This window comes from Prevotella sp. SGI.167 (genome assembly GCF_050313615.1).
GTDB lineage: Bacteria > Bacteroidota > Bacteroidia > Bacteroidales > Bacteroidaceae > Prevotella.
In genome coordinates, this window is record NZ_JBNPLT010000036.1 from 1 (window position 1) to 17411 (window position 17411).

17 protein-coding genes are annotated in these 17411 nt (G+C 47.6%); 9 read left to right on the forward strand and 8 right to left on the reverse strand.

The window, feature by feature from the left end; translation table 11 throughout:
* Positions 1-18 precede the first annotated feature (18 nt).
* Positions 19-1485, reverse strand: a complete 1467-nt coding sequence (locus ACQRBJ_RS13665; RefSeq protein WP_294969772.1) for an SLC13 family permease — start codon at positions 1483-1485, stop codon at positions 19-21.
* Positions 1486-1897: 412 nt separating this feature from the next.
* On the opposite strand from ACQRBJ_RS13665, the gene ACQRBJ_RS13670 reads away from it, so the two are divergent.
* Positions 1898-2182 (forward strand): hypothetical protein, encoded by a 285-nt coding sequence (locus ACQRBJ_RS13670; RefSeq protein ID WP_217759943.1) that lies wholly within the window; start codon positions 1898-1900, stop codon positions 2180-2182.
* Positions 2183-2708: 526 nt separating this feature from the next.
* Here the strand turns inward: ACQRBJ_RS13670 and ACQRBJ_RS13675 are convergent.
* Together ACQRBJ_RS13675 and ACQRBJ_RS13680 are read right to left on the reverse strand one after the other, a co-directional pair.
* Positions 2709-3341 (reverse strand): DNA-binding protein, encoded by a 633-nt coding sequence (locus ACQRBJ_RS13675; RefSeq protein ID WP_445303920.1) that lies wholly within the window; start codon positions 3339-3341, stop codon positions 2709-2711.
* A gap of 36 nt (positions 3342-3377) precedes the next feature.
* Positions 3378-3470 carry a smalltalk protein gene (locus ACQRBJ_RS13680; protein WP_153117805.1) on the reverse strand — a complete coding sequence of 31 codons (93 nt, stop codon included), beginning with the start codon at positions 3468-3470 and terminating at the stop codon, positions 3378-3380.
* 1032 nt (positions 3471-4502) lie between these two features.
* On the opposite strand from ACQRBJ_RS13680, the gene ACQRBJ_RS13685 reads away from it, so the two are divergent.
* The 6 genes from ACQRBJ_RS13685 to ACQRBJ_RS13710 all read left to right on the forward strand — a co-directional run bounded on the left by ACQRBJ_RS13685 (position 4503) and on the right by ACQRBJ_RS13710 (position 10909).
* Positions 4503-5501, forward strand: coding sequence for a hypothetical protein (locus ACQRBJ_RS13685; RefSeq protein WP_445303921.1), 999 nt, complete (start codon positions 4503-4505; stop codon positions 5499-5501).
* Positions 5488-6513 (forward strand): hypothetical protein, encoded by a 1026-nt coding sequence (locus ACQRBJ_RS13690; RefSeq protein ID WP_445303922.1) that lies wholly within the window; start codon positions 5488-5490, stop codon positions 6511-6513. The genes ACQRBJ_RS13685 and ACQRBJ_RS13690 overlap by 14 nt, the downstream gene beginning before the upstream one ends.
* Positions 6514-6826: 313 nt before the next feature.
* On the forward strand, positions 6827-7459 hold the full coding sequence (locus ACQRBJ_RS13695) for a hypothetical protein (RefSeq protein WP_445303923.1): 633 nt from the start codon (positions 6827-6829) through the stop codon (positions 7457-7459).
* 228 nt (positions 7460-7687) lie between these two features.
* On the forward strand, positions 7688-9247 hold the full coding sequence (locus ACQRBJ_RS13700; RefSeq protein WP_445303924.1) for a hypothetical protein: 1560 nt from the start codon (positions 7688-7690) through the stop codon (positions 9245-9247).
* Positions 9248-9277: 30 nt separating this feature from the next.
* Complete coding sequence (locus ACQRBJ_RS13705; RefSeq protein ID WP_295346615.1) at positions 9278-10291, forward strand: CHC2 zinc finger domain-containing protein; 1014 nt, start codon at positions 9278-9280, stop codon at positions 10289-10291.
* An 81-nt stretch (positions 10292-10372) separates the two neighbouring features.
* Complete coding sequence (locus tag ACQRBJ_RS13710; protein WP_295346618.1) at positions 10373-10909, forward strand: hypothetical protein; 537 nt, start codon at positions 10373-10375, stop codon at positions 10907-10909.
* Between the two features lie 308 nt (positions 10910-11217).
* On the opposite strand, the gene ACQRBJ_RS13715 is transcribed toward ACQRBJ_RS13710, so the two are convergent.
* The gene (locus ACQRBJ_RS13715; protein ID WP_445303925.1) at positions 11218-11361 is read right to left on the reverse strand and encodes a hypothetical protein; all 144 of its coding nucleotides are present in this window, start codon (positions 11359-11361) and stop codon (positions 11218-11220) included.
* A gap of 414 nt (positions 11362-11775) precedes the next feature.
* Between ACQRBJ_RS13715 and ACQRBJ_RS13720 the strand changes: the two genes are divergently transcribed.
* On the forward strand, positions 11776-13203 hold the full coding sequence (locus ACQRBJ_RS13720; RefSeq protein WP_445303926.1) for an ABC transporter substrate-binding protein: 1428 nt from the start codon (positions 11776-11778) through the stop codon (positions 13201-13203).
* Positions 13204-13242: 39 nt separating this feature from the next.
* Complete coding sequence (locus ACQRBJ_RS13725; RefSeq protein ID WP_445303927.1) at positions 13243-14280, forward strand: iron chelate uptake ABC transporter family permease subunit; 1038 nt, start codon at positions 13243-13245, stop codon at positions 14278-14280.
* 38 nt (positions 14281-14318) lie between these two features.
* On the opposite strand, the gene ACQRBJ_RS13730 is transcribed toward ACQRBJ_RS13725, so the two are convergent.
* The 4 genes from ACQRBJ_RS13730 to thrC form a co-directional block, all read right to left on the reverse strand.
* A complete protein-coding gene (locus ACQRBJ_RS13730) occupies positions 14319-14582 on the reverse strand; it encodes a hypothetical protein (RefSeq protein WP_445303928.1) in 264 nt (87 codons plus the stop codon).
* A 41-nt stretch (positions 14583-14623) separates the two neighbouring features.
* Positions 14624-14866 (reverse strand): hypothetical protein, encoded by a 243-nt coding sequence (locus tag ACQRBJ_RS13735; RefSeq protein ID WP_295346623.1) that lies wholly within the window; start codon positions 14864-14866, stop codon positions 14624-14626.
* Between the two features lie 263 nt (positions 14867-15129).
* Positions 15130-16086, reverse strand: a complete 957-nt coding sequence (locus tag ACQRBJ_RS13740) for a D-2-hydroxyacid dehydrogenase (RefSeq protein ID WP_445303929.1) — start codon at positions 16084-16086, stop codon at positions 15130-15132.
* Positions 16087-16098: 12 nt separating this feature from the next.
* On the reverse strand, positions 16099-17400 hold the full coding sequence (gene thrC / locus ACQRBJ_RS13745; RefSeq protein WP_217759963.1) for a threonine synthase: 1302 nt from the start codon (positions 17398-17400) through the stop codon (positions 16099-16101).
* Positions 17401-17411 lie beyond the last annotated feature (11 nt).

Below are 17411 nucleotides of genomic sequence, written 5' to 3' on the forward strand. Positions count from 1 at the left end.
ATTTATTGTAGTTTCTCCTTACAGGACTCCCATGCGGCAGAAGAATACCAGCATGGAGTAGCCTATCAGGATGCAGATGACACCGATGGTGGCTCCTGCTTTCACCATGTCCGTCTGCTGGATGAGTCCGGTAGAGTAGGCGATGGCGTTTGGAGGGGTTGAGATAGGCAGCGACATGGCACAGCTGGCTGCTACTGCCACACCGATGAGGATGGTGGATGTACCGCCGATTTCGGCAAGCTTGTCGCCCATGCCCGCACATACCACGCTCAGGATAGGAATCAGGAGAGCTGCGGTGGCGGTGTTGGAGATGAAGTTACTCAGCGCAAAGCATACCAGACCGGAGATGACCATGATGACCAGCGGGTTGAACTCGCCAAACGGAATACTCTTCACGGCTACCTCGGCCAGTCCGGTACCGTTCATCGCAAGACCCAGGGCGAAACCTCCTGCCACCATCCAGATAACCGACCAGTCGATGTCCTTCAGGTCATTGGCGGTGATGACGCCCGTGAAGGCGAACACGGCGATAGGCAGCATCGCCACGGTATTGGCGTTGACGCCCAGCTGCTTACCGAATACCCAGAGGATGATGGTGAGGATGAAGGTGGCAGCCACTACGGCTGTGCGCCAGTTGCTGTGCGCATGGCTCTCTATCTTGATTTCGATGGTTTTCTGTGAGAATGGGAACATCTTGAGCAGGATGAACCATGCCACGATGAGCATCAGGATGACCATCGGCGCCATGATCATCATCCAGTCGCCGAATCCGATGCCCATGTTCAGACCCTGAGGGTCGTTGAGCACCTTGTAGGCGAAGGCGTTAGGAGGGGTTCCGATAGGTGTACCCATACCGCCCAGGTTGGCTCCGATCGGAATGGCCATGGTGAGCGCCACGCGGCCCTTTCCGCCCGGAGGCAAAGCCTTGAACACAGGGGTGAGGAAGGTGAGCATCATGGCTGCGGTGGCGGTGTTGGAGATGAACATCGAGAAGATGCCGGTGATGAGCATGAAGCCCAGCAGCACGTGCTCCGAGCGCTTGCCGAACGGGGCTATCAGCACTTTTGCCATCTTGGCATCCAGTCCGCTCTTCGTGGCTGCTATCGCCAGCACGAATCCGCCCAGGAAGAGGATGATGGTTGGGTCGGCAAAGCATGCCATCACACCCTGATAGTCGAGCAGCTGTCCCATCTCGGCCTCAGAACCCTGCATGATCTTGAATGCCGAGTCGCTGGCAAAGAAGAGCAGCACGAAGATGATTACCACACTCGTGGCCCAGGCCGGAATAGCTTCGGTGAGCCACAGCATCACTGCCATCACGAAGATGGCGATGATGCGCTGTTGAACTACTGTAAGTCCCTCGATGCCGAAGCTGTCGATGGGCAAGTTCCAAACAATGACCGTGACGAGTGCCGTCAGTAGGAAGAGCAGTGCCTTCTTGCGATTAAAATCGCCGGTCAGTACCTTTTTTACCGTTTCTTGCATTTCTCTATGTTATTGTGTTATTTGTTAGTTTTGCTTTCAAATTGATAGTTTTTCCTTTTCCGGAATCCCAATACATTATTATATATATAAAGGGGCTTTCAGATTATTGGAGCGCCACCTTGGGGCGGCACTCCAACACATTGCAAAAATACATATATTTTTTGAAAAAACCATGTTTTATCGGGAAAAACGATGGAAAAAGCACTTTTTTTATGCAAAAACTAAAAATAATCGGGATTTTTTGAACAACATTGGAATATTTTTGCTATATTTGCGGTGCGTTTCGAGATAACAGCTATCCCGGGCGCCTATCGCATTGGGATGATTGCCCCTGGACGGGAGCGAGGACTACAGGCGGTAGAGAGAATACTACAACTTGGATAAAACGTAAAAACGTATAGAATTTAAGATCATGAATCAGACAGTATTGTTCACTATCATCGTGCTGGTGATTGTCTTCGCAGTCACAGTATCTTCCTACTACCATAAACGACATATGGAGTACAAGATGAGCGATATAGAAAAGGCGGTTAGAAAGTCATTTCCTAAGGGTGTGGATTCCATCACCAAGCAGGAGCTTGTGACTGGCATCAAGAAGCATTTCCATTGCTCAGCCAAGGAGGCGCACTACATCATCGGAGTGGCTCGTCGCAAGAAGCTGGTGGATATCGCCGCTGAGTTCGTGACATTATTATAGAATTAGTTATTAGGTTGACTGGTCTTAATGACCTGTCATTTTTTGGGTTTCGCACACGGCGGTGTGCGACACAAATAATTTGAATCAGACGTCTTTCCCGGCGCAGAGATGCGCCGGGGGAGTTATCAGTGGTTAGTAAAAGCACTTTTTTTAAGTGCGTCAAGAATTCAACCAGCGCAGGGATGCGCTGTTAGTTGCTTTTGTTAACGCCATTCTTTGGTGTTAGGTTTAGTTTTTAAGTTAGTTAGGTTTTTTCTTGCGCAGTGATGTGTTGGAAACCATTGTTAGAAGTTTAGTTTAATTTAGGCAGAAAGAAAGGTGCAAGGATACAAAAAGGGTGTACATGACCAAGGTATACTGTAAAAGGTATGCCTCGGGCATGTCACCCTACTTTTTTTTTTAGAATTCTCCCCTGTTAGATTCTTCCTCTTTTAGAGTTTTTTCTCTGTTAGATTCTTCCTCTGTTAGATTCTTCCTCTTTTAGAGTTTTTTCTCTTTTAGATTCTTCCTCTTTTAGGGGAGCTGTTTAGAGACCTACGTCTCCGCTATCGGTGCCACCGCCCTCGGTATTTCCGCTACCGCCTTCGGTATTTCCGCCACCGCCTTCGGTGTTTCCGCCACCGCCCTCGGTGTTTCCGCCACCGCCTTCGGTATTTCCGCTACCGCCTTCGGTATTGCTTCCGGTTCCGTCAGAACCGCCACCGCCAGGGTTGTCGTCGCCCGAAGGCTTGTCGGTAGAGGTAACCTGCTTCACCACCTTACCGTTGCGGTCGTAGCAGGTGATGCTGACGGAAGTCTCCTCCAGTTGCTTCTTGATTTCGGTGTTAGGCACGAAGATGATGTAGCGGCGGGTGATGAGGTTGGTGCTCACCTTGTTCACATCCTCCACGGCAGTAGAGTTGAGACCGAAACGGAGGCTACCCAGTCCTGGCACAGCCACGCTATGGCCCTCGGTGGCCCAGGCAGCTATCACGTCGCCGATGGCAGTCCATCCGGCATTGATCACCGCCTTAGGCAGACCGCTTCGGATGGCAGCTTCCTCGATTACCTTACTTGCGTTCAGCTGGCTGTAGAGGTCAGCCTGCATGACGAACGCCCACTTCTGCTTTCCTTTTTCGAACGCCACGTTGCGCTCGATAGCTTTTACTTTAATTCCCATAATCTAAATAGTTTTTTAAATGGTTAAACAATCAGTCTACATGCAGCTGGTAACGCCGAGGGTAGTGCCGATGGCGGTGAGTACTGCGATGAGCATCTGCAAGATAGTTTTCCAAACTTCCTTTTTCATTTTCTTTTTTCCTTTCTTTTTTAGTGGTTCAACATTTAGAAAGAGATAGGGCAGGTGTGCACCCCTGTCGTTTTCCCCCTCCGTTTTTTAGTGGTTAATTTCCCATTTGCCGTTCTTGATGAATGACAGTGCAGCTTTTCTTCTAACACAGTGCAAAGATACAAAAAAAATCGCCCAAATGCAATAGTTGTCCTGAATCACGTGCATCCTTGTCCCGAATCATGTGCATTCCTCCCTCGTTTCCCATTCTCTTCCGCCTAATTTAACCGCCATTAATTTAATGGCCATTAAATTAAATGCTGAACTTTCGCATATGGGGAAGCTAAGTGAAGTTAGGGAAGTTAGAAGGAAGTTAAGGGACAAATGTCCTACGTTTTACGCTAGAAGACTATTGTCCCTTATCTTCCCGAACGACCGTAGGGAGTGATAACTTCTTTAACTTCAATCAATTCCCTCACTTGCGAAACTTGAATTAAATGTTAAATCCGTTAACATTATATGGCATGTTTTGCCTTTCCAACTGCGTCCCGATGCAGTCGGCGCTGCGTCGCCACGTATCGCCCGTTGCGTCGTGACGTGGCTGGCGCTGCGTCGCCATGCAGTTTTAGGGGCATCGGGCGCACAGTTACTTCCTATATGGGTTAGCTGCTTGATAGGAGGAAAGGCAAAAATGTGAATGTGAATGTGAATTTGAAATGTTTTTCAATGTTACCTGAAGGAGAAGCGTATAATCGTGTTTAAGTAATAGTAGCCATTATAATAGGTTCATATTATATATATAATAAGGTACGCGCGCGAGGCCTGAATTTCATTCACAATATCCTATAAAAGGAATGGATGGAACAACCCGATACATTGACTTACATTTCAAATTCACATTCACATTCACATTTTGTTCCGACTGCTATATGGAAAAATGATATTTAAATCTGAAAAAAAATAACTTTTTTCTTGTTAGTTTGAGAAAAAAGTGTTACTTTTGTACCTACTATGAGAAATAACTTTCATAGTGAATTTTTAAAATAAGGGCTAATGACCTATAACAATAATAACATCACATCTTTTGTGGTTTTCAAGTATGATTTCTGCAAAACACGAAATCTTTCAAAAGTAGAGGGAACTCTGCCTTTGGAGTTTTCCGGTATACCATCTTCTGAACATTATCTGGAATGTCAGAATGGTTTTGAGAGAGTAATGGACAGTTTGCTGGAAAGCAAGAAAATGACTTTGGTGGAATCAAAGAAGAATGCTGATGCCATCATCCACGACAATCGAATATTGGGATTTCGAGAGGGAGTGGCTGTGCTGGACGTATGTGCAGACAAGAAGGAATTCTATTGGAGTAACTTTATTGAGAATGAAATTCACAACCAGCCTTTCTGCAAGGTGATTATTGATAATCGCCCCAACAAAGGTTTCCTTTTTGTGGAAGAATCTACAATCTTCGGGGGCAAAAAAGGACAGGACAAGGTGGTGGCTCTTTTGCGGGATAATATCAACAGGGTGGCGAATCAATATGGCTGGAATATGGTTATTTCAGCCAAGTTGCCACCTGGTGATTTCTTTGATGCCGTGGCTGAAAGAATCAAGGCTGGCTATAAGCCAAAGGCTGTGGTGTTTTCATTTCCTCGCCATCAGACTCTTAGCGATGCGCCATATTCCTTTGTCAGGCAATTCCAGATGCAGCATTCGTTCATGGAGTGCATCAATGCTCGTAAGTTTCATGCCAGATATGAAGCTGATCCTGGTGAGCAGTTGCGCTTGGACAAGGCAAACAGAGACATTGCCATGTTGGTGAACCTGTGCAGTAAAGAAGATTACGGCATCAAGGTACATTATTGGAAAGGTCCGTGTACCTCTTCCCGTTCGCTGAAACGGACCAAGGTGAAAATATCTGATGCAGAGATTTCTGCCCTGGTCATAGGAGAGGCTGTTTGTTGTGATTGTCATGGGAATTCTCAGTTTGCCTTGATCAATTCTCTTGATATTATTCTTGATGATTTAAAGGGTTACGACGATGAAGTTATTTAATATGAAGACCAGGAAGATGGTAGATAAGTCTTTCTCGCAGTATCTGGTTTATCAGGCTTTCCAAGCCGTCACCCATGATATTTTCAATGACAAGACTTGGTTTCCTACGTCCAGATGTTCATGCGAGGATGTTTTTTATGAGGTATTCTGCATCGTAGACAAAATGATGTTTTCGCATACCGATACGGAGAGCCGCCTTGCCTTTGTGGAAGGAATAGGGCAATATGAGAAAAACTATGTTGACGAGGATGAGTATGCTACAGCTCAGGACGAGCGGCAGAGAATCGTATTTGTCATCCTGTATATGGCAGCTATGATACTTCAGATGATGCCTTTGGAGTCGAAAGTGTCTCAATTTTCGGTAATGATTATGGCGCAATGGAGAGGTTACGTAGCTTATGAGTTTTCTAACCGATGCCTGGAATCGCTGGAGAAGAACCGGGATGTGGTTGAGCGGCTGGCAGCCAATATCGGTTATTATGGCGAGGATGGTTTCTTCGTTTCATCTCAGATTAATGAACTGATGCGCCAGAACAATGATGAAGAATATCTGCACGGATTCGAGCCTGAACGGAAGAGGACATTGGAATTGGAAGTGACAGACGATGAGCGTCAGGAAAACGGCGGGCAGGAAAAGACGGAAGAAGAAAAAAAGGAGAAGGAATGGCTCAAATTGAGCCAGGGAGAAAGAGTAAAGCAAGCCTTGCAGAAGATGATAGACGAGAAGGCTATTCCTTTGAAGAAAGACTATGCCCTGATTATGGTGGTGCTCTCCAGTATCGATGATTTTGCAGGCAAATTTGATAATGGCGCATCTTTCTGCAAGTATCTTACGGAGCAGCTGGGCATGCCTTCCGACCTGACCAATGCCGGTGCCATCTCCAAGCGTTTCTCCAAGATGCGTGGCGAATTTCCCAACTGGTTGTTTGATGACGTAAGTGATCCTAATGCCCGGCAGAAACTCATCAATATCGCTAACCGTTTTGTTGCCATCTACCGTAAGGGGCAGTAGGAAGCGGGGAAATGATTGCTTCTTGTGAGTGTTGGCAAGTTTTAGATGGAATGTTAAAAACGTAAAATAGAGCAATCTTTAGGCATATTCTACGTTTAACTGAACTTTCTCATATGGGGAAGTTAAGTGAAGTTAGGGAAGTTAGAAGGAAGTTAAGGGACAAATGTCCTACGTTTTACGCTAGAAGACTATTGTCCCTTAACTTCCCGAACGACCGTAGGGAGTGATAACTTCTTTAACTTCAATCAATTCCCTCACTTGCGAAACTTGCATACGTTTAATATTTGAATAGGTTTAATAGACAAATGAGGATATGAAGTATCTAGTAAAAAAATCAGTCTTACTACTGTTGGTAGTCTTGGCTTTTTGTGCGTGTGACAATAGCAATGACAATAATGACAATGGTGAAGTTATTCAGCCAAATCCACAGTCATCGAAAACTGTCGTCAATTGTACTGGCGAAGTAGAGTTTGTGGTGGATGCGCCACAAATTCGTGAGGATATAGAGCAGGATTTGAAGGCAAACCCTCCTTTTGGAGGAAGCAAGAAATATCAGTTTGTCATAAAAAAACACTCGATGCTTCCTGCTTTATATATGCTATATGCGGTGAATCCTGAGGACGATAAGTCTGCTGACGGGTATATACTGGACATCGCTGGTGAAGTGGAGTATAAGGACAATTATAGATTGTTCCCTACCGCATCTGGACAAGGTTGGTATAAGGAGAATATTGTGCCTGTCGACACAAAGGATGGCAACCCTGTTGCAACATACGATGTGTTTATGCAGCTAAATATTCCTTCTTCTATGGTTCATAGCAAGATGTATTTCTGCGAAGACCTTACGGAGAAATATCGCCAGAAGTTCCCTAATGAAGACATTCATGCCGTGGTTCGCCGTTTGGTTCTTTCTTATGTCAGTGGGGGTGATATTATAAATGAATAGGAACATATCTGAACAGAAGATTTTTTAGAAATAATACAGTATCAGCACTTTTTGCTTCGTTTGCAAGCAGAAAGTGCTTTTTTTAAGCCTTCAGATGAGCTGGAGGCTTAGCGGAAGGCTTAGTTGCCGGCGATGAGGCTTAGTAGGAGGCGAACCGGCAGGACGCCTATTGCCGGGGAGGCTTTTTTTCCTTACTTTTGCATACAGAAATAATCAATGATTGTGATTATGGAAAAAGGAAAGAAAATACCTCCACAGGAAGCGTCTCAGACTAATCCAGTGGCAAAGCCTGAGGATACCAAGGGCGGAATCAATAACATGGTATCATCTGGGTTGAAAGGAGCAAAGCTGGCATCTGGGTTGATAGGAAAAAAGCTGGCTGAACAGGCTGAAGAGAATGAAGAGATGCCCATGCATCACCTGATTGCCGATAAGGATTATCCGTCGGGCATCAGAGAATGGATGATCACTTCGCCTTCTGAACTCAAGTATCCTACGCTGGTGGTGGCTGCTGCCATGCTCAGCGTTTATCTTACACGTGTCAGAATACAGTATGTGTATGATAATCAGGGAGAAAAATCGGCCATCGTGCTGCAGGTCATCGTAGAGGGCGAGCAGTCGAGCGGAAAGTCGTTTGCCAGATACATCATGCGTACCCTGATGAAACCTTTCATTGAGCGCGACAGCGAAATGAGAGCCAAGGAGCAGGAGTATGCTGCCCTGAAGCGACGCCAGGGAAAGAAGGATGGCAAGCTGCCACCCGAACCGAAGACCGACATCACCATCCTGCCCGAAACCGTATCGCTCACCATGTTTATCAAGCGATGCGATGCTGCAGTCAAGCTCTATGGTGCTCCGAAGACGCTCTTCGAATTTGCCGATGAGATTTCTGCCATCGTGCATTCTGCCAAGCGCCAGTTTGCCGACCTCTCGCAGGTTATCAAGACGGCATACGATCTGGGCAGCGTCTATGGTCAGGATTTCATGAGCGAAACCAGTTATAGTGCCATGGTAGATGCCTTGCTGTCGTTCGTTTTCTGCGGCACCCAGAGTGCGGTGAGCAGATATATGAACAAGGCTGCCATTGAGGGCGGTTCGGTTACTCGTACTATTTTATGCCCGCTCATCAGTCATCTGGGCGACAATCCGCCACAGTTTCAGGCGTTGACCGATACGCAGCGTAAGGAGCTGGAGAATACGTTGGATAAGCTCTTCGGGTTGTGCTATGAGGAAGATGGAAAATTCCATCAGGAGATAGAGGAAGATATGAGCTGGCTCAACAAGACGGTGGTAAAATGGTGTAACGACTGTCGCCAGCAGGTGGTGAAAACCATGTCCAAGTCGATGGATGTCTTCTACAAGCGCAGTTCGGTTTCAGCCTTCCGCATCGCTGCCCTCATGCAAGTGCTATACAAAGTTGAGGGGAAGAAAAGCGAGAAGGAAATCCGGAAACTGGTAAGGCAGACCTATCTGGCTTGTGCCGACCACATCTTGCGTAATATGTTGCAGCGGTGGGGCAAGGCTTTCGAGCAGATTTCTGCCGAGGGCGAAGGAGAGCCTTATCATACTGTAGACTATTTCAGCGAGTTGCCACAGGAATTTTCTTATCAGTTCCTGGAGGAATTTCTGACGCAGAAGGGGCTCAAGACCCCTGCCCGCAACATGGTATGCAACTGGCGCAGATGGGGATGGCTCGAGAAGCCTAAAAAGGGTGAGAACAAGAAAGTGCTTAGAAAAACGCAGCAGAAAACTACCCATGCAACTGATGATGATATTCCTGATAAATAGATTTTCACGTATTAAAAAATCAATTATTATATGGCAGAATATATAGATTCAATCACGCTCTCTAAACTTAGAGGCATCAATATACTGGTGGTGGCTGATGCTTTGGGAATAGGCTTGCGTCATCGCAATGCGCTCTGTATCAGTCATAACGATTCTAATCCGAGCTTGCATTTCTGGCCATCAACCAATACTTGCCATTGTTTTGCATGCGGGTGGGGTGGTGATAATATCGACCTGGTGATGAAGCGGGAGAATCTCTCTTTTACCGAAGCCTGCCAATGGTTGGGAAGAAACTTCGGTATTGTTGTGGGGAATGGCCGACAGCCAGCAAGGGGTACGGTCGGACAGCCAGCAAGGGGTACGGTCGGACAGCAGAAAACGGAATGCGATACGGACAGAATCAACCTTAGAGGACCATTCCAGCATCAGCCGGATGTAGATTATCTCATGAGAATGCTTGAGGGAAAGAAACTCACCGAGACGGCAAGGGATTTCCTTTTCGAACAGCGAAAGCTGCGCCCCGAATACATCTATTGGTGCAGAGTGGTAAGTACAGATTTTTCTATCGCTGGCTATCGCTTTGGTGGTAAGTTTTTTGATGGGCCTTCCCTGCTCATACCTTACTATGGGGTGGATGGAAGATTGCTAACGGTACAGAGCAGATTTCTGGGGGATAAATCTAAGGAGAAGCCCCGGTTTAAATTTGCACCTGGCAGCAAACCTATGGTATACGGGATGCAGATTTTGCCCCAAGTAGCTGATAATGAACCTTTGGTTATTACTGAGGGATGTACCGACTGTTGGAGTGCTATGTCTATGGGTTATAAGGCGATAGCAATACCCAGTGCTACACTTTGTAATGAAGAATGTCGCAGTCTTTTGTCGGGAAGAAATCTTCACATGTGGCCAGATCAGGATAAGCCTGGCATTAGTCTCTATATGAAATTGAAGGAGATGTTTCCGCAGTTGGTGTATCATCAGTTGCCCGAAGGATGCAAGGATTTATCTGATTATTATCAGTCCTCTTACGTTCAGAAAATGTGAAAGTGAATGTGAATTTCAAATGTTTTCTCAATAGCTTTTTGGGTAGATATTGTTTGTTATTTTTATCGGTTATTGTCTGTTATGATGAAATTAGTATTAAATCGTTTTCGTACAGTTCGTGGCGCCGTAGTGGGTCGCCTCAGTCAGGAAATAGCAGATCGCAAGGGTGGTGTTGTTGACCACGAGCATATTTGCGATACAGTAGAGCGCGAGGGGGGCTGCCTGGAGCCTGGTGAATATCGCGTAGTGGTGGCTAAATGCCGCAGTTTCGCCCGCAAGATGATGTTCTTGGAGGCGGTGAAGAAGGAGGCTTCCTCTTCTTCTGATGCTTCATCAGGGGTGGGCTGTTCGCCTCTTCCTCTCCCCGAAATCTGCGAGCGCTGCCGCCTGGAGCGCAAGCATCATAGGTTCGGGTGCCTGGATGAGCTTCATGCCCTTTCGTGCCCCATGCTCCAGCCGGGCAATGGTCCGTTCCGTCTCCGTCAGGGCGGCATCCTCATCGGCGAGGCTCATGCTCCCGGCTTCGTCCTCAGAAGCCAGGAACTCTTCCTCCAGCTCTTCGACCGTGTAAACAAGGTGCTGAGACGCGGGGGCGAAGTGGTTATCAGGATAGAGTAGGTATTGAATTATGCAAATCGCATCATGTGATTTGCATAATTTAATGTTTTATCTCTTGTTATTCTATATGTGTTGAGGCTTATGTCATCTCGGGGCAGCTAGTGTGAATTGTGGAACGAAATAGTGGAAAGGATAGGTTTAGGGCAGCAGTGGTACCATATAAATAGGTACGCAAAGCGTATCGCCATCCTTCTTCAAATCCTTGGTATAAACCAGATATTTATGTGCGATTCTCGAAGAATACTTTTCTGAGAAAGTATCCAATGAAGTATGCGCTTTATAACCAGATGACTTTACTTCAATCGGGCTTACCTGGCAAACTCTTCCACTATCGTTGACTTGCCAATTCGTCTGGCTCCTTCTATCAAAAGTGCCGTTTCTCCATCACGCTCTTCCTTCCATTTGAGCATGTCTTGATATATTTTCCTTCTAAAAACTGTCTTTGTACTCATATTTGTCTAATTATTAGTTGATTATGCGTGCAAAGATACAACTTTTGCCGAAATCCGCAAAATGTTTTAACCTTATTTTGCCGAAATCCGCAATTTCTTTTTACCTTATTTTGCCGAAATCCGCAATTTCTTTTTACCTTATTTTGCCGAAATCCGCAAAATGTTGCATGGGTTCTCATGAATGTAATATGATTTCCCCATCTTCTTTTGGGGATTTCCCACTTTGCCATCTCTGGGATTCTTTATCCTTTTTCAGCAGATAATCGCTAAGCGGCAACGTGAGAACATATAAATGATTTGTTTAGTCATGTTTAAAGAAATAGTAGTTTTTGAAAAAGGTGATTTTTTGTTAGGAAAAATGGTGGAAAATGAAGAAATCTTTGTACCTTTGCAACATTAAAAAGATATGATATGATGAACAGAAATATATATATATTCGGGGCTCTCCTGGCGCTCCTTGTGCTGACTGCCTGCCAGGGCGGAAAGACGACGGCGGGAGAGGCTGAAGAGGGGGATACTCTGAAGATGAAGTATGCCAAACTGCTAACCATCGTGAAGTATGGGGAGAAGGGGACTGCATCTTTGGATAAGGATGCGGAAGACGCTGAGTATCAGTATGCTGAGGTGAACGTTGCGAACCCCTGGAAGGCGGGGACGCTGCTGCATCGCTACATCCTGATTCCGAAGGGAGAGGAGGGGGACAAGACGGTTACCCGACTCGCCCTGCAGCGCACTTCGGGCATGGGATGCACTACCGATACCGTGAGGACACCGGTGGAGAGGAGTGCCGTTTTCATCGCTCCCCATTGCCAGCTGATGTACGAACTGGGATGCCAGCAGGCTATCCGTGGCGTCTGCGACCTCAATTACATCAATATTCCGGATGTCAGGAAGAGGGCTGCTTCTGCAGGGAAGGCTTCTTCCGGAAATGCTTCTTCCGGAAATGCTTCTTCCGGAAATGCTTCTTCCGGAAATGCTTCTTCCGGAAAGGCTTCTTCCGGAAATGCTTCTGCCCAGAATTCCATCGTGGATTGCGGTTCGAGCATGGCTCCCGACATCGAGCGCATCATCGCCCTGAAACCCGAAGCCATCCTCGTTTCACCCTTCGAGAACAGCGGTGGATATGGCAAGCTCGACAAGCTGCATATCCCCATCATTGAAGCTGCCGACTATATGGAGTCTTCGCCACTAGGCAGGGCGGAATGGATGAAATTCTACGGCATGCTCTTTGGACAAGACAAGAATATTTCAACTACTGTTGCCGGAAAAGCATTAACTACTGTTGCCGGAAAAGCATTAACTACTGTTGCCGGAAAAGCATCAGAGGCTACTCTTCCTGCATCTTGCGAATTAAAGGCTGATTCTCTTTTTGCGAAGATTGAAAAGGAGTATCTGAAGTTGAAGGCTGAGGCTGGAAAGCTGCCCAAGGGACTTTCGATATTGACCGAAAGAAAAACGGGCAATGTATGGTATGTGCCAGGTGGACAGAGCACTATCGGCATTCTCCTGAAGGATGCCAACGCCCGTTATATCTTCTCGGATGATAAGCACAGCGGAAGTCTGCCGATGAGTCCGGAGCAGATTCTGGCGAAGGGAAGCCAGGTGGATGTATGGGCATTCAAATACTTCGGAGGTGCTCCTTTGTCGCAGGTTCAGCTGCTTCAGGAATATGACGGTTACAAGGCTCTGGCCGCCTTCAGCCGGGGCAATATCTATCAGGTAGATACCTCCACGGTGCCTTATTTCGAGCTTACGAGCTTCCATCCCGAGCTGCTGCTCAGAGAGTTCATCATCCTGGCTCATGGCGAGCGGTTCGGCAAATTGAAATTCTATAAGAAATAGGGCTTTAATCAGAGATTTTACAAGAAATAGTTTTAGTGAATGAAAACCATCGTTTTAGGGGCAATCGCCATTATCATACTGTTTTTCGCCAACCTGGCATGGGGGAGTGTAAACATCCCGTGGCAGGATGTGGGGGCGATTATTTCGGGCTCTCAGACCGACGAAACCTACCGCTATATTCTGTTGGAATCGCGACTGCCGGCGGCGATTGCCGCTTTGCTTTCGGGCGCAGCCCTCGCCACGAGCGGCTTGCTCCTGCAGACAGCCTTCCGCAACCCCCTGGCGGGTCCTGACGTATTCGGTATCAGCAGCGGAGCCGGACTGGCGGTAGCCATCGTGATGCTTGCCTTTGGCGGCAACATCGCCCTGGGCGATTTCATGGGTGCAGACTTTCTAGGCAATGGTGCCACAGCTGGAGTAGGAGTGAGCGGTTTTCTCGCCATTCTCATCGCAGCCTTCGTGGGAGCGATGCTCGTGATGGCTGTCATCACCTTCTTTTCTGCCATCGTGCGCAGTCATACGGTGCTGCTCATCATCGGTCTGATGGTGGGCTATCTTGCCAGCAGCGCCATCTCACTGCTCAATTTCTTCAGCACGGCAGAGGGCGTGAAATCGTATATGGTCTGGGGCATGGGAAGCTTTGGCAATGTTTCGGCTGCGCAGGTATTATGGTTCATTCCGCTTGCCCTCATCGCCCTCATCGCCTCCCTGCTCCTTGTCAAACCGCTGAATGCCATGCTGTTAGGCGAACAGTATGCCGAGAATCTGGGTTTCAACATCAGGCGTCTGCGCATCATTCTGCTCCTCATCACGGGCTTTCTCACGGCAGTGGTTACCGCCTTCTGCGGTCCCATTGCCTTCATCGGTCTAGCCACTCCCCACATCGCCCGTCTCCTCATCGGTACGGAGAATCATCGCCGGCTGTTGCCCGTCACGATGCTGTTGGGTTCAGTCCTTGCCCTTCTCTGCAATCTCTTCTGCACCCTCCCTTCGGGCGGTGGCATCATCCCCCTGAATGCCGTCACCCCATTGTTCGGTGCCCCCGTCATCATCTATGTTTTGGTGAAGAGGAGATAGGGAAAAGGCAAGAAAAGGGGGACGGCAAAATCAATTTTTTAAAGAGTTTCTTGGATATTTGAATTATTCTTTTTATCTTTGTAGAAGATAAGCTGCACTCGGCAATCTGAAAGCAAGCTTTCATTGCGCTCGTTTGCATTATCTTTGTAGAAGATAAGCTGCACTCGGCAATCTGAAAGCAAGCTTTCATTGCGCTCGTTAGCATTATCTTTGTAGAAGATATGCTGCACTCGGCAATCTGAAAGCAAGCTTTCATTGCGCTCGTTTGCATTATCTTTGTAGAAGATAAGCTGCTTAGTCACAATTTTAAACAGATAGAGGTATGAAAGAGAAAAAATATCACTTACCGGAAGAACATGGCGCTGCTTTTGCTGAAGAGCCAACGCCAGCCTAGCATGGAAATACGGCAGTTGTACTTCCTGAAGAAAAGTTCACCGAAGATAACTTCGATGATGATATTGATTGGAATCGAATACCTGCGGGATGGGGACCTGTCAACGAAGAAGAAGCCATAGCTCGTATAGAAGCCATAGAAGCCGACATAGAGAAAAATGGACTCATTGATGAAGAGGATATGATAGACCACCTTAAAGCTAAAGGTTTATGGCTTATATAAAACCATCTAAGCCATTTTACGCCCATACCGTAGTGCTATCATCATGAAAAATTGGAAAATCATCTATCGGTATGATGCGGAATACGATAGAATTATTCTTGTTGACTTATGGGATATGAGACGAAATCCCAGGTACCTGATTAGGCAGTTCAGAAGAAAACTATAAGAAGACAGCCAACTTTCAATTGGTATATTGAAGGTTGGCTGTTTTCTGCTACTTAAACGAATTATCTTTACTTATTCACCACATTAATCGGATTGCCTTCGAGGAATGCCTTGACGTTGGCGGCTACCTGCTTGTTCAGGCGCTTGCGAGCCTCGTAGGTGGCCCAGGCAATGTGAGGGGTGAGGTAGGCATTAGGCTCGTTCCAGAGAGGATTGTCCTTTGATGGTGGCTCCGCGGTCATCACGTCTGCACAGTAGGCAGCAAGACTGCCATCGTGAAGAGCGGCGGCTACGGCTTCCTCATCTACCAGCGGACCACGACCCGTATTCACCAGGATGGCGGTATCCTTCATCTTCTCCAGACTCTCGGCATTGATGAAATGATAGGTATCATCATTCAGCGGACAATGAAGAGAAAGGATGTCGCTCGTGGCAAGCAATCCCTCCTTGCTCATCTTCTGAATCCACTCAGGCAATGAGCTGGCACTCTTGCTGGTGAAGGCACAGATGTTCATGCCAAACTGGCGGGCGATGCAGGCTACCTTCATGCCGATATTGCCCAAGCCCATGATGCCCAGGGTCTTGCCGGCAAGCTCCATCAATGGGGTGTCCCAATAGCAGAAATCCTTGTTGTTTGCCCAGCGCTCGTTGCGGTTCTCCTGAGCATAATGCTCTACACGGTTGGTTACGGCAAGGATGAGGGCGAAGGTCATCTGAGCCACACTGTCCGTGCTGTAGGCAGGAATGTTGGTCACGATGATGCCCTGCTCCTTGGCAGCCTTGATGTCTACCACGTTGAAGCCCGTAGCCTGAATGCCGATGTATTTCAGATTGGGGAGCTGTGCCAGCGTTTCTGCATCCATCTGCACCTTGTTCAGGAGGATGATGTCGGCATCCTTGGCACGTTCCACTTTCTCGGCGTCTGATGTGCGAGGGTAGACTACTACCTCGCCCAGCTGCTCCAGAAGATGATAATCCAAATCTCCCGGGTTTGCGGCATAGCCGTCTAAAATTGCGATTTTCATCCTAATTGTATATTATTCGTTCATCAGGAAATTCTTGAAGGCATCGAAGTCCTTGGTCATCTGGATGCTCTTCTTCTCGCCCTTCATGAATTCTGCAAGACGGGCTGGAATCTCGATGTCGCTCTCCAGGATGCTGTCTACCTTCTCCTTGAACTTGGCTGGATGAGCAGTCTCCAGGAAGACGCCAACCTCGCCTGGCTTCAACTGCTCCTTCAGGGCGCGATAACCGCAAGCTCCGTGAGGGTCAAGTACATACTTGGTTTCATTGTAGCACTGCTTCATGGTCTCGGCAATCTGTTCGTCCTTGTATGTGGCACCGCCGATGTAGGCTGCGATGGCATCGTGATCGCCCTTGTAGAGGTCGTAGATGCGGGCAAAGTTTGAAGGGTCGCCTACGTCCATGGCATTGGCGATGGTCTGCTTGCTAGGCTGTGGATTGTACTTGCCAGTCTGCAGATACTCGTAGAAAATGTCGTTGGCGTTGTTGGCTGCGATGAAGCGGTGGATAGGCAATCCCATCTCATGACCGAAGAGTCCGGCTGTGATGTTGCCGAAGTTGCCGCTAGGCACGCAGATGACCAACTTGTCGGCGAGACCCTTCTCCTTCATGCGGGCATAGGCGTTGAAATAATAGAAAGCCTGAGGCAGGAAGCGGGCCACGTTGATAGAGTTGGCTGAGGTGAGCTTCATGTGCTTGTTGAGCTCCTCGTCCATGAATGCCGACTTCACCAGTGCCTGGCAGTCATCGAACACGCCATCCACCTCGAGGGCTGTGATGTTCTGACCCAGGGTAGTGAACTGGCTCTCCTGAATCTTGCTGACCTTGCCCTTAGGATAGAGCACGTAGACGTGGATGCCGTCAACGCCGAGGAAACCGTTGGCAACAGCCGAACCGGTATCGCCCGATGTAGCTACGAGCACATTCACCTCTTCCTTGCCCTCCTGACGCACGAAGTACTGCAAGAGACGTGCCATGAAGCGTGCACCCACATCCTTGAAGGCGAGGGTAGGACCATGGAACAGCTCGAGAGAGTAGATGTTAGGCTCTACCTCAACTACAGGGCAGTCGAAAGCCAGGGTATCATATACAATCTTCTTCAATGACTCGGCATCAACGTCCTCGCCGAAGAAGGCATCAGCTACCTTGTAGGCAATCTCCTGGAAACTCAGTTTCTCGATGTTGTCGAAAAAGTCCTGTGGCAGCTTCTTGATGATTTCCGGCATATAGAGACCACGGTCTTCTGCCAAACCTTTAACTACCGCCTTGTGAAGATCGGCGATGGGTGCTTTCTTATTTGTTGAATAATATTTCATTTTTTACTTTG

Bases quoted from the DNA above. Each gene is read 5' to 3' on its own strand.
- ACQRBJ_RS13685 (WP_445303921.1), top strand. From the start codon at position 4,503: ATGACCTATAACAATAATAACATCACATCTTTTGTGGTTTTCAAGTAT.
- thrC (WP_217759963.1), bottom strand. From the start codon at position 17,400: ATGAAATATTATTCAACAAATAAGAAAGCACCCATCGCCGATCTTCAC.
- ACQRBJ_RS13665 (WP_294969772.1), bottom strand. From the start codon at position 1,485: ATGCAAGAAACGGTAAAAAAGGTACTGACCGGCGATTTTAATCGCAAG.
- ACQRBJ_RS13710 (WP_295346618.1), top strand. From the start codon at position 10,373: ATGATGAAATTAGTATTAAATCGTTTTCGTACAGTTCGTGGCGCCGTA.
- ACQRBJ_RS13740 (WP_445303929.1), bottom strand. From the start codon at position 16,086: ATGAAAATCGCAATTTTAGACGGCTATGCCGCAAACCCGGGAGATTTG.
- ACQRBJ_RS13690 (WP_445303922.1), top strand. From the start codon at position 5,488: ATGAAGTTATTTAATATGAAGACCAGGAAGATGGTAGATAAGTCTTTC.
- ACQRBJ_RS13680 (WP_153117805.1), bottom strand. From the start codon at position 3,470: ATGAAAAAGGAAGTTTGGAAAACTATCTTGCAGATGCTCATCGCAGTA.
- ACQRBJ_RS13670 (WP_217759943.1), top strand. From the start codon at position 1,898: ATGAATCAGACAGTATTGTTCACTATCATCGTGCTGGTGATTGTCTTC.
- ACQRBJ_RS13725 (WP_445303927.1), top strand. From the start codon at position 13,243: ATGAAAACCATCGTTTTAGGGGCAATCGCCATTATCATACTGTTTTTC.
- ACQRBJ_RS13720 (WP_445303926.1), top strand. From the start codon at position 11,776: ATGAACAGAAATATATATATATTCGGGGCTCTCCTGGCGCTCCTTGTG.
- ACQRBJ_RS13695 (WP_445303923.1), top strand. From the start codon at position 6,827: ATGAAGTATCTAGTAAAAAAATCAGTCTTACTACTGTTGGTAGTCTTG.
- ACQRBJ_RS13715 (WP_445303925.1), bottom strand. From the start codon at position 11,361: ATGAGTACAAAGACAGTTTTTAGAAGGAAAATATATCAAGACATGCTC.
- ACQRBJ_RS13700 (WP_445303924.1), top strand. From the start codon at position 7,688: ATGGAAAAAGGAAAGAAAATACCTCCACAGGAAGCGTCTCAGACTAAT.
- ACQRBJ_RS13705 (WP_295346615.1), top strand. From the start codon at position 9,278: ATGGCAGAATATATAGATTCAATCACGCTCTCTAAACTTAGAGGCATC.
- ACQRBJ_RS13675 (WP_445303920.1), bottom strand. From the start codon at position 3,341: ATGGGAATTAAAGTAAAAGCTATCGAGCGCAACGTGGCGTTCGAAAAA.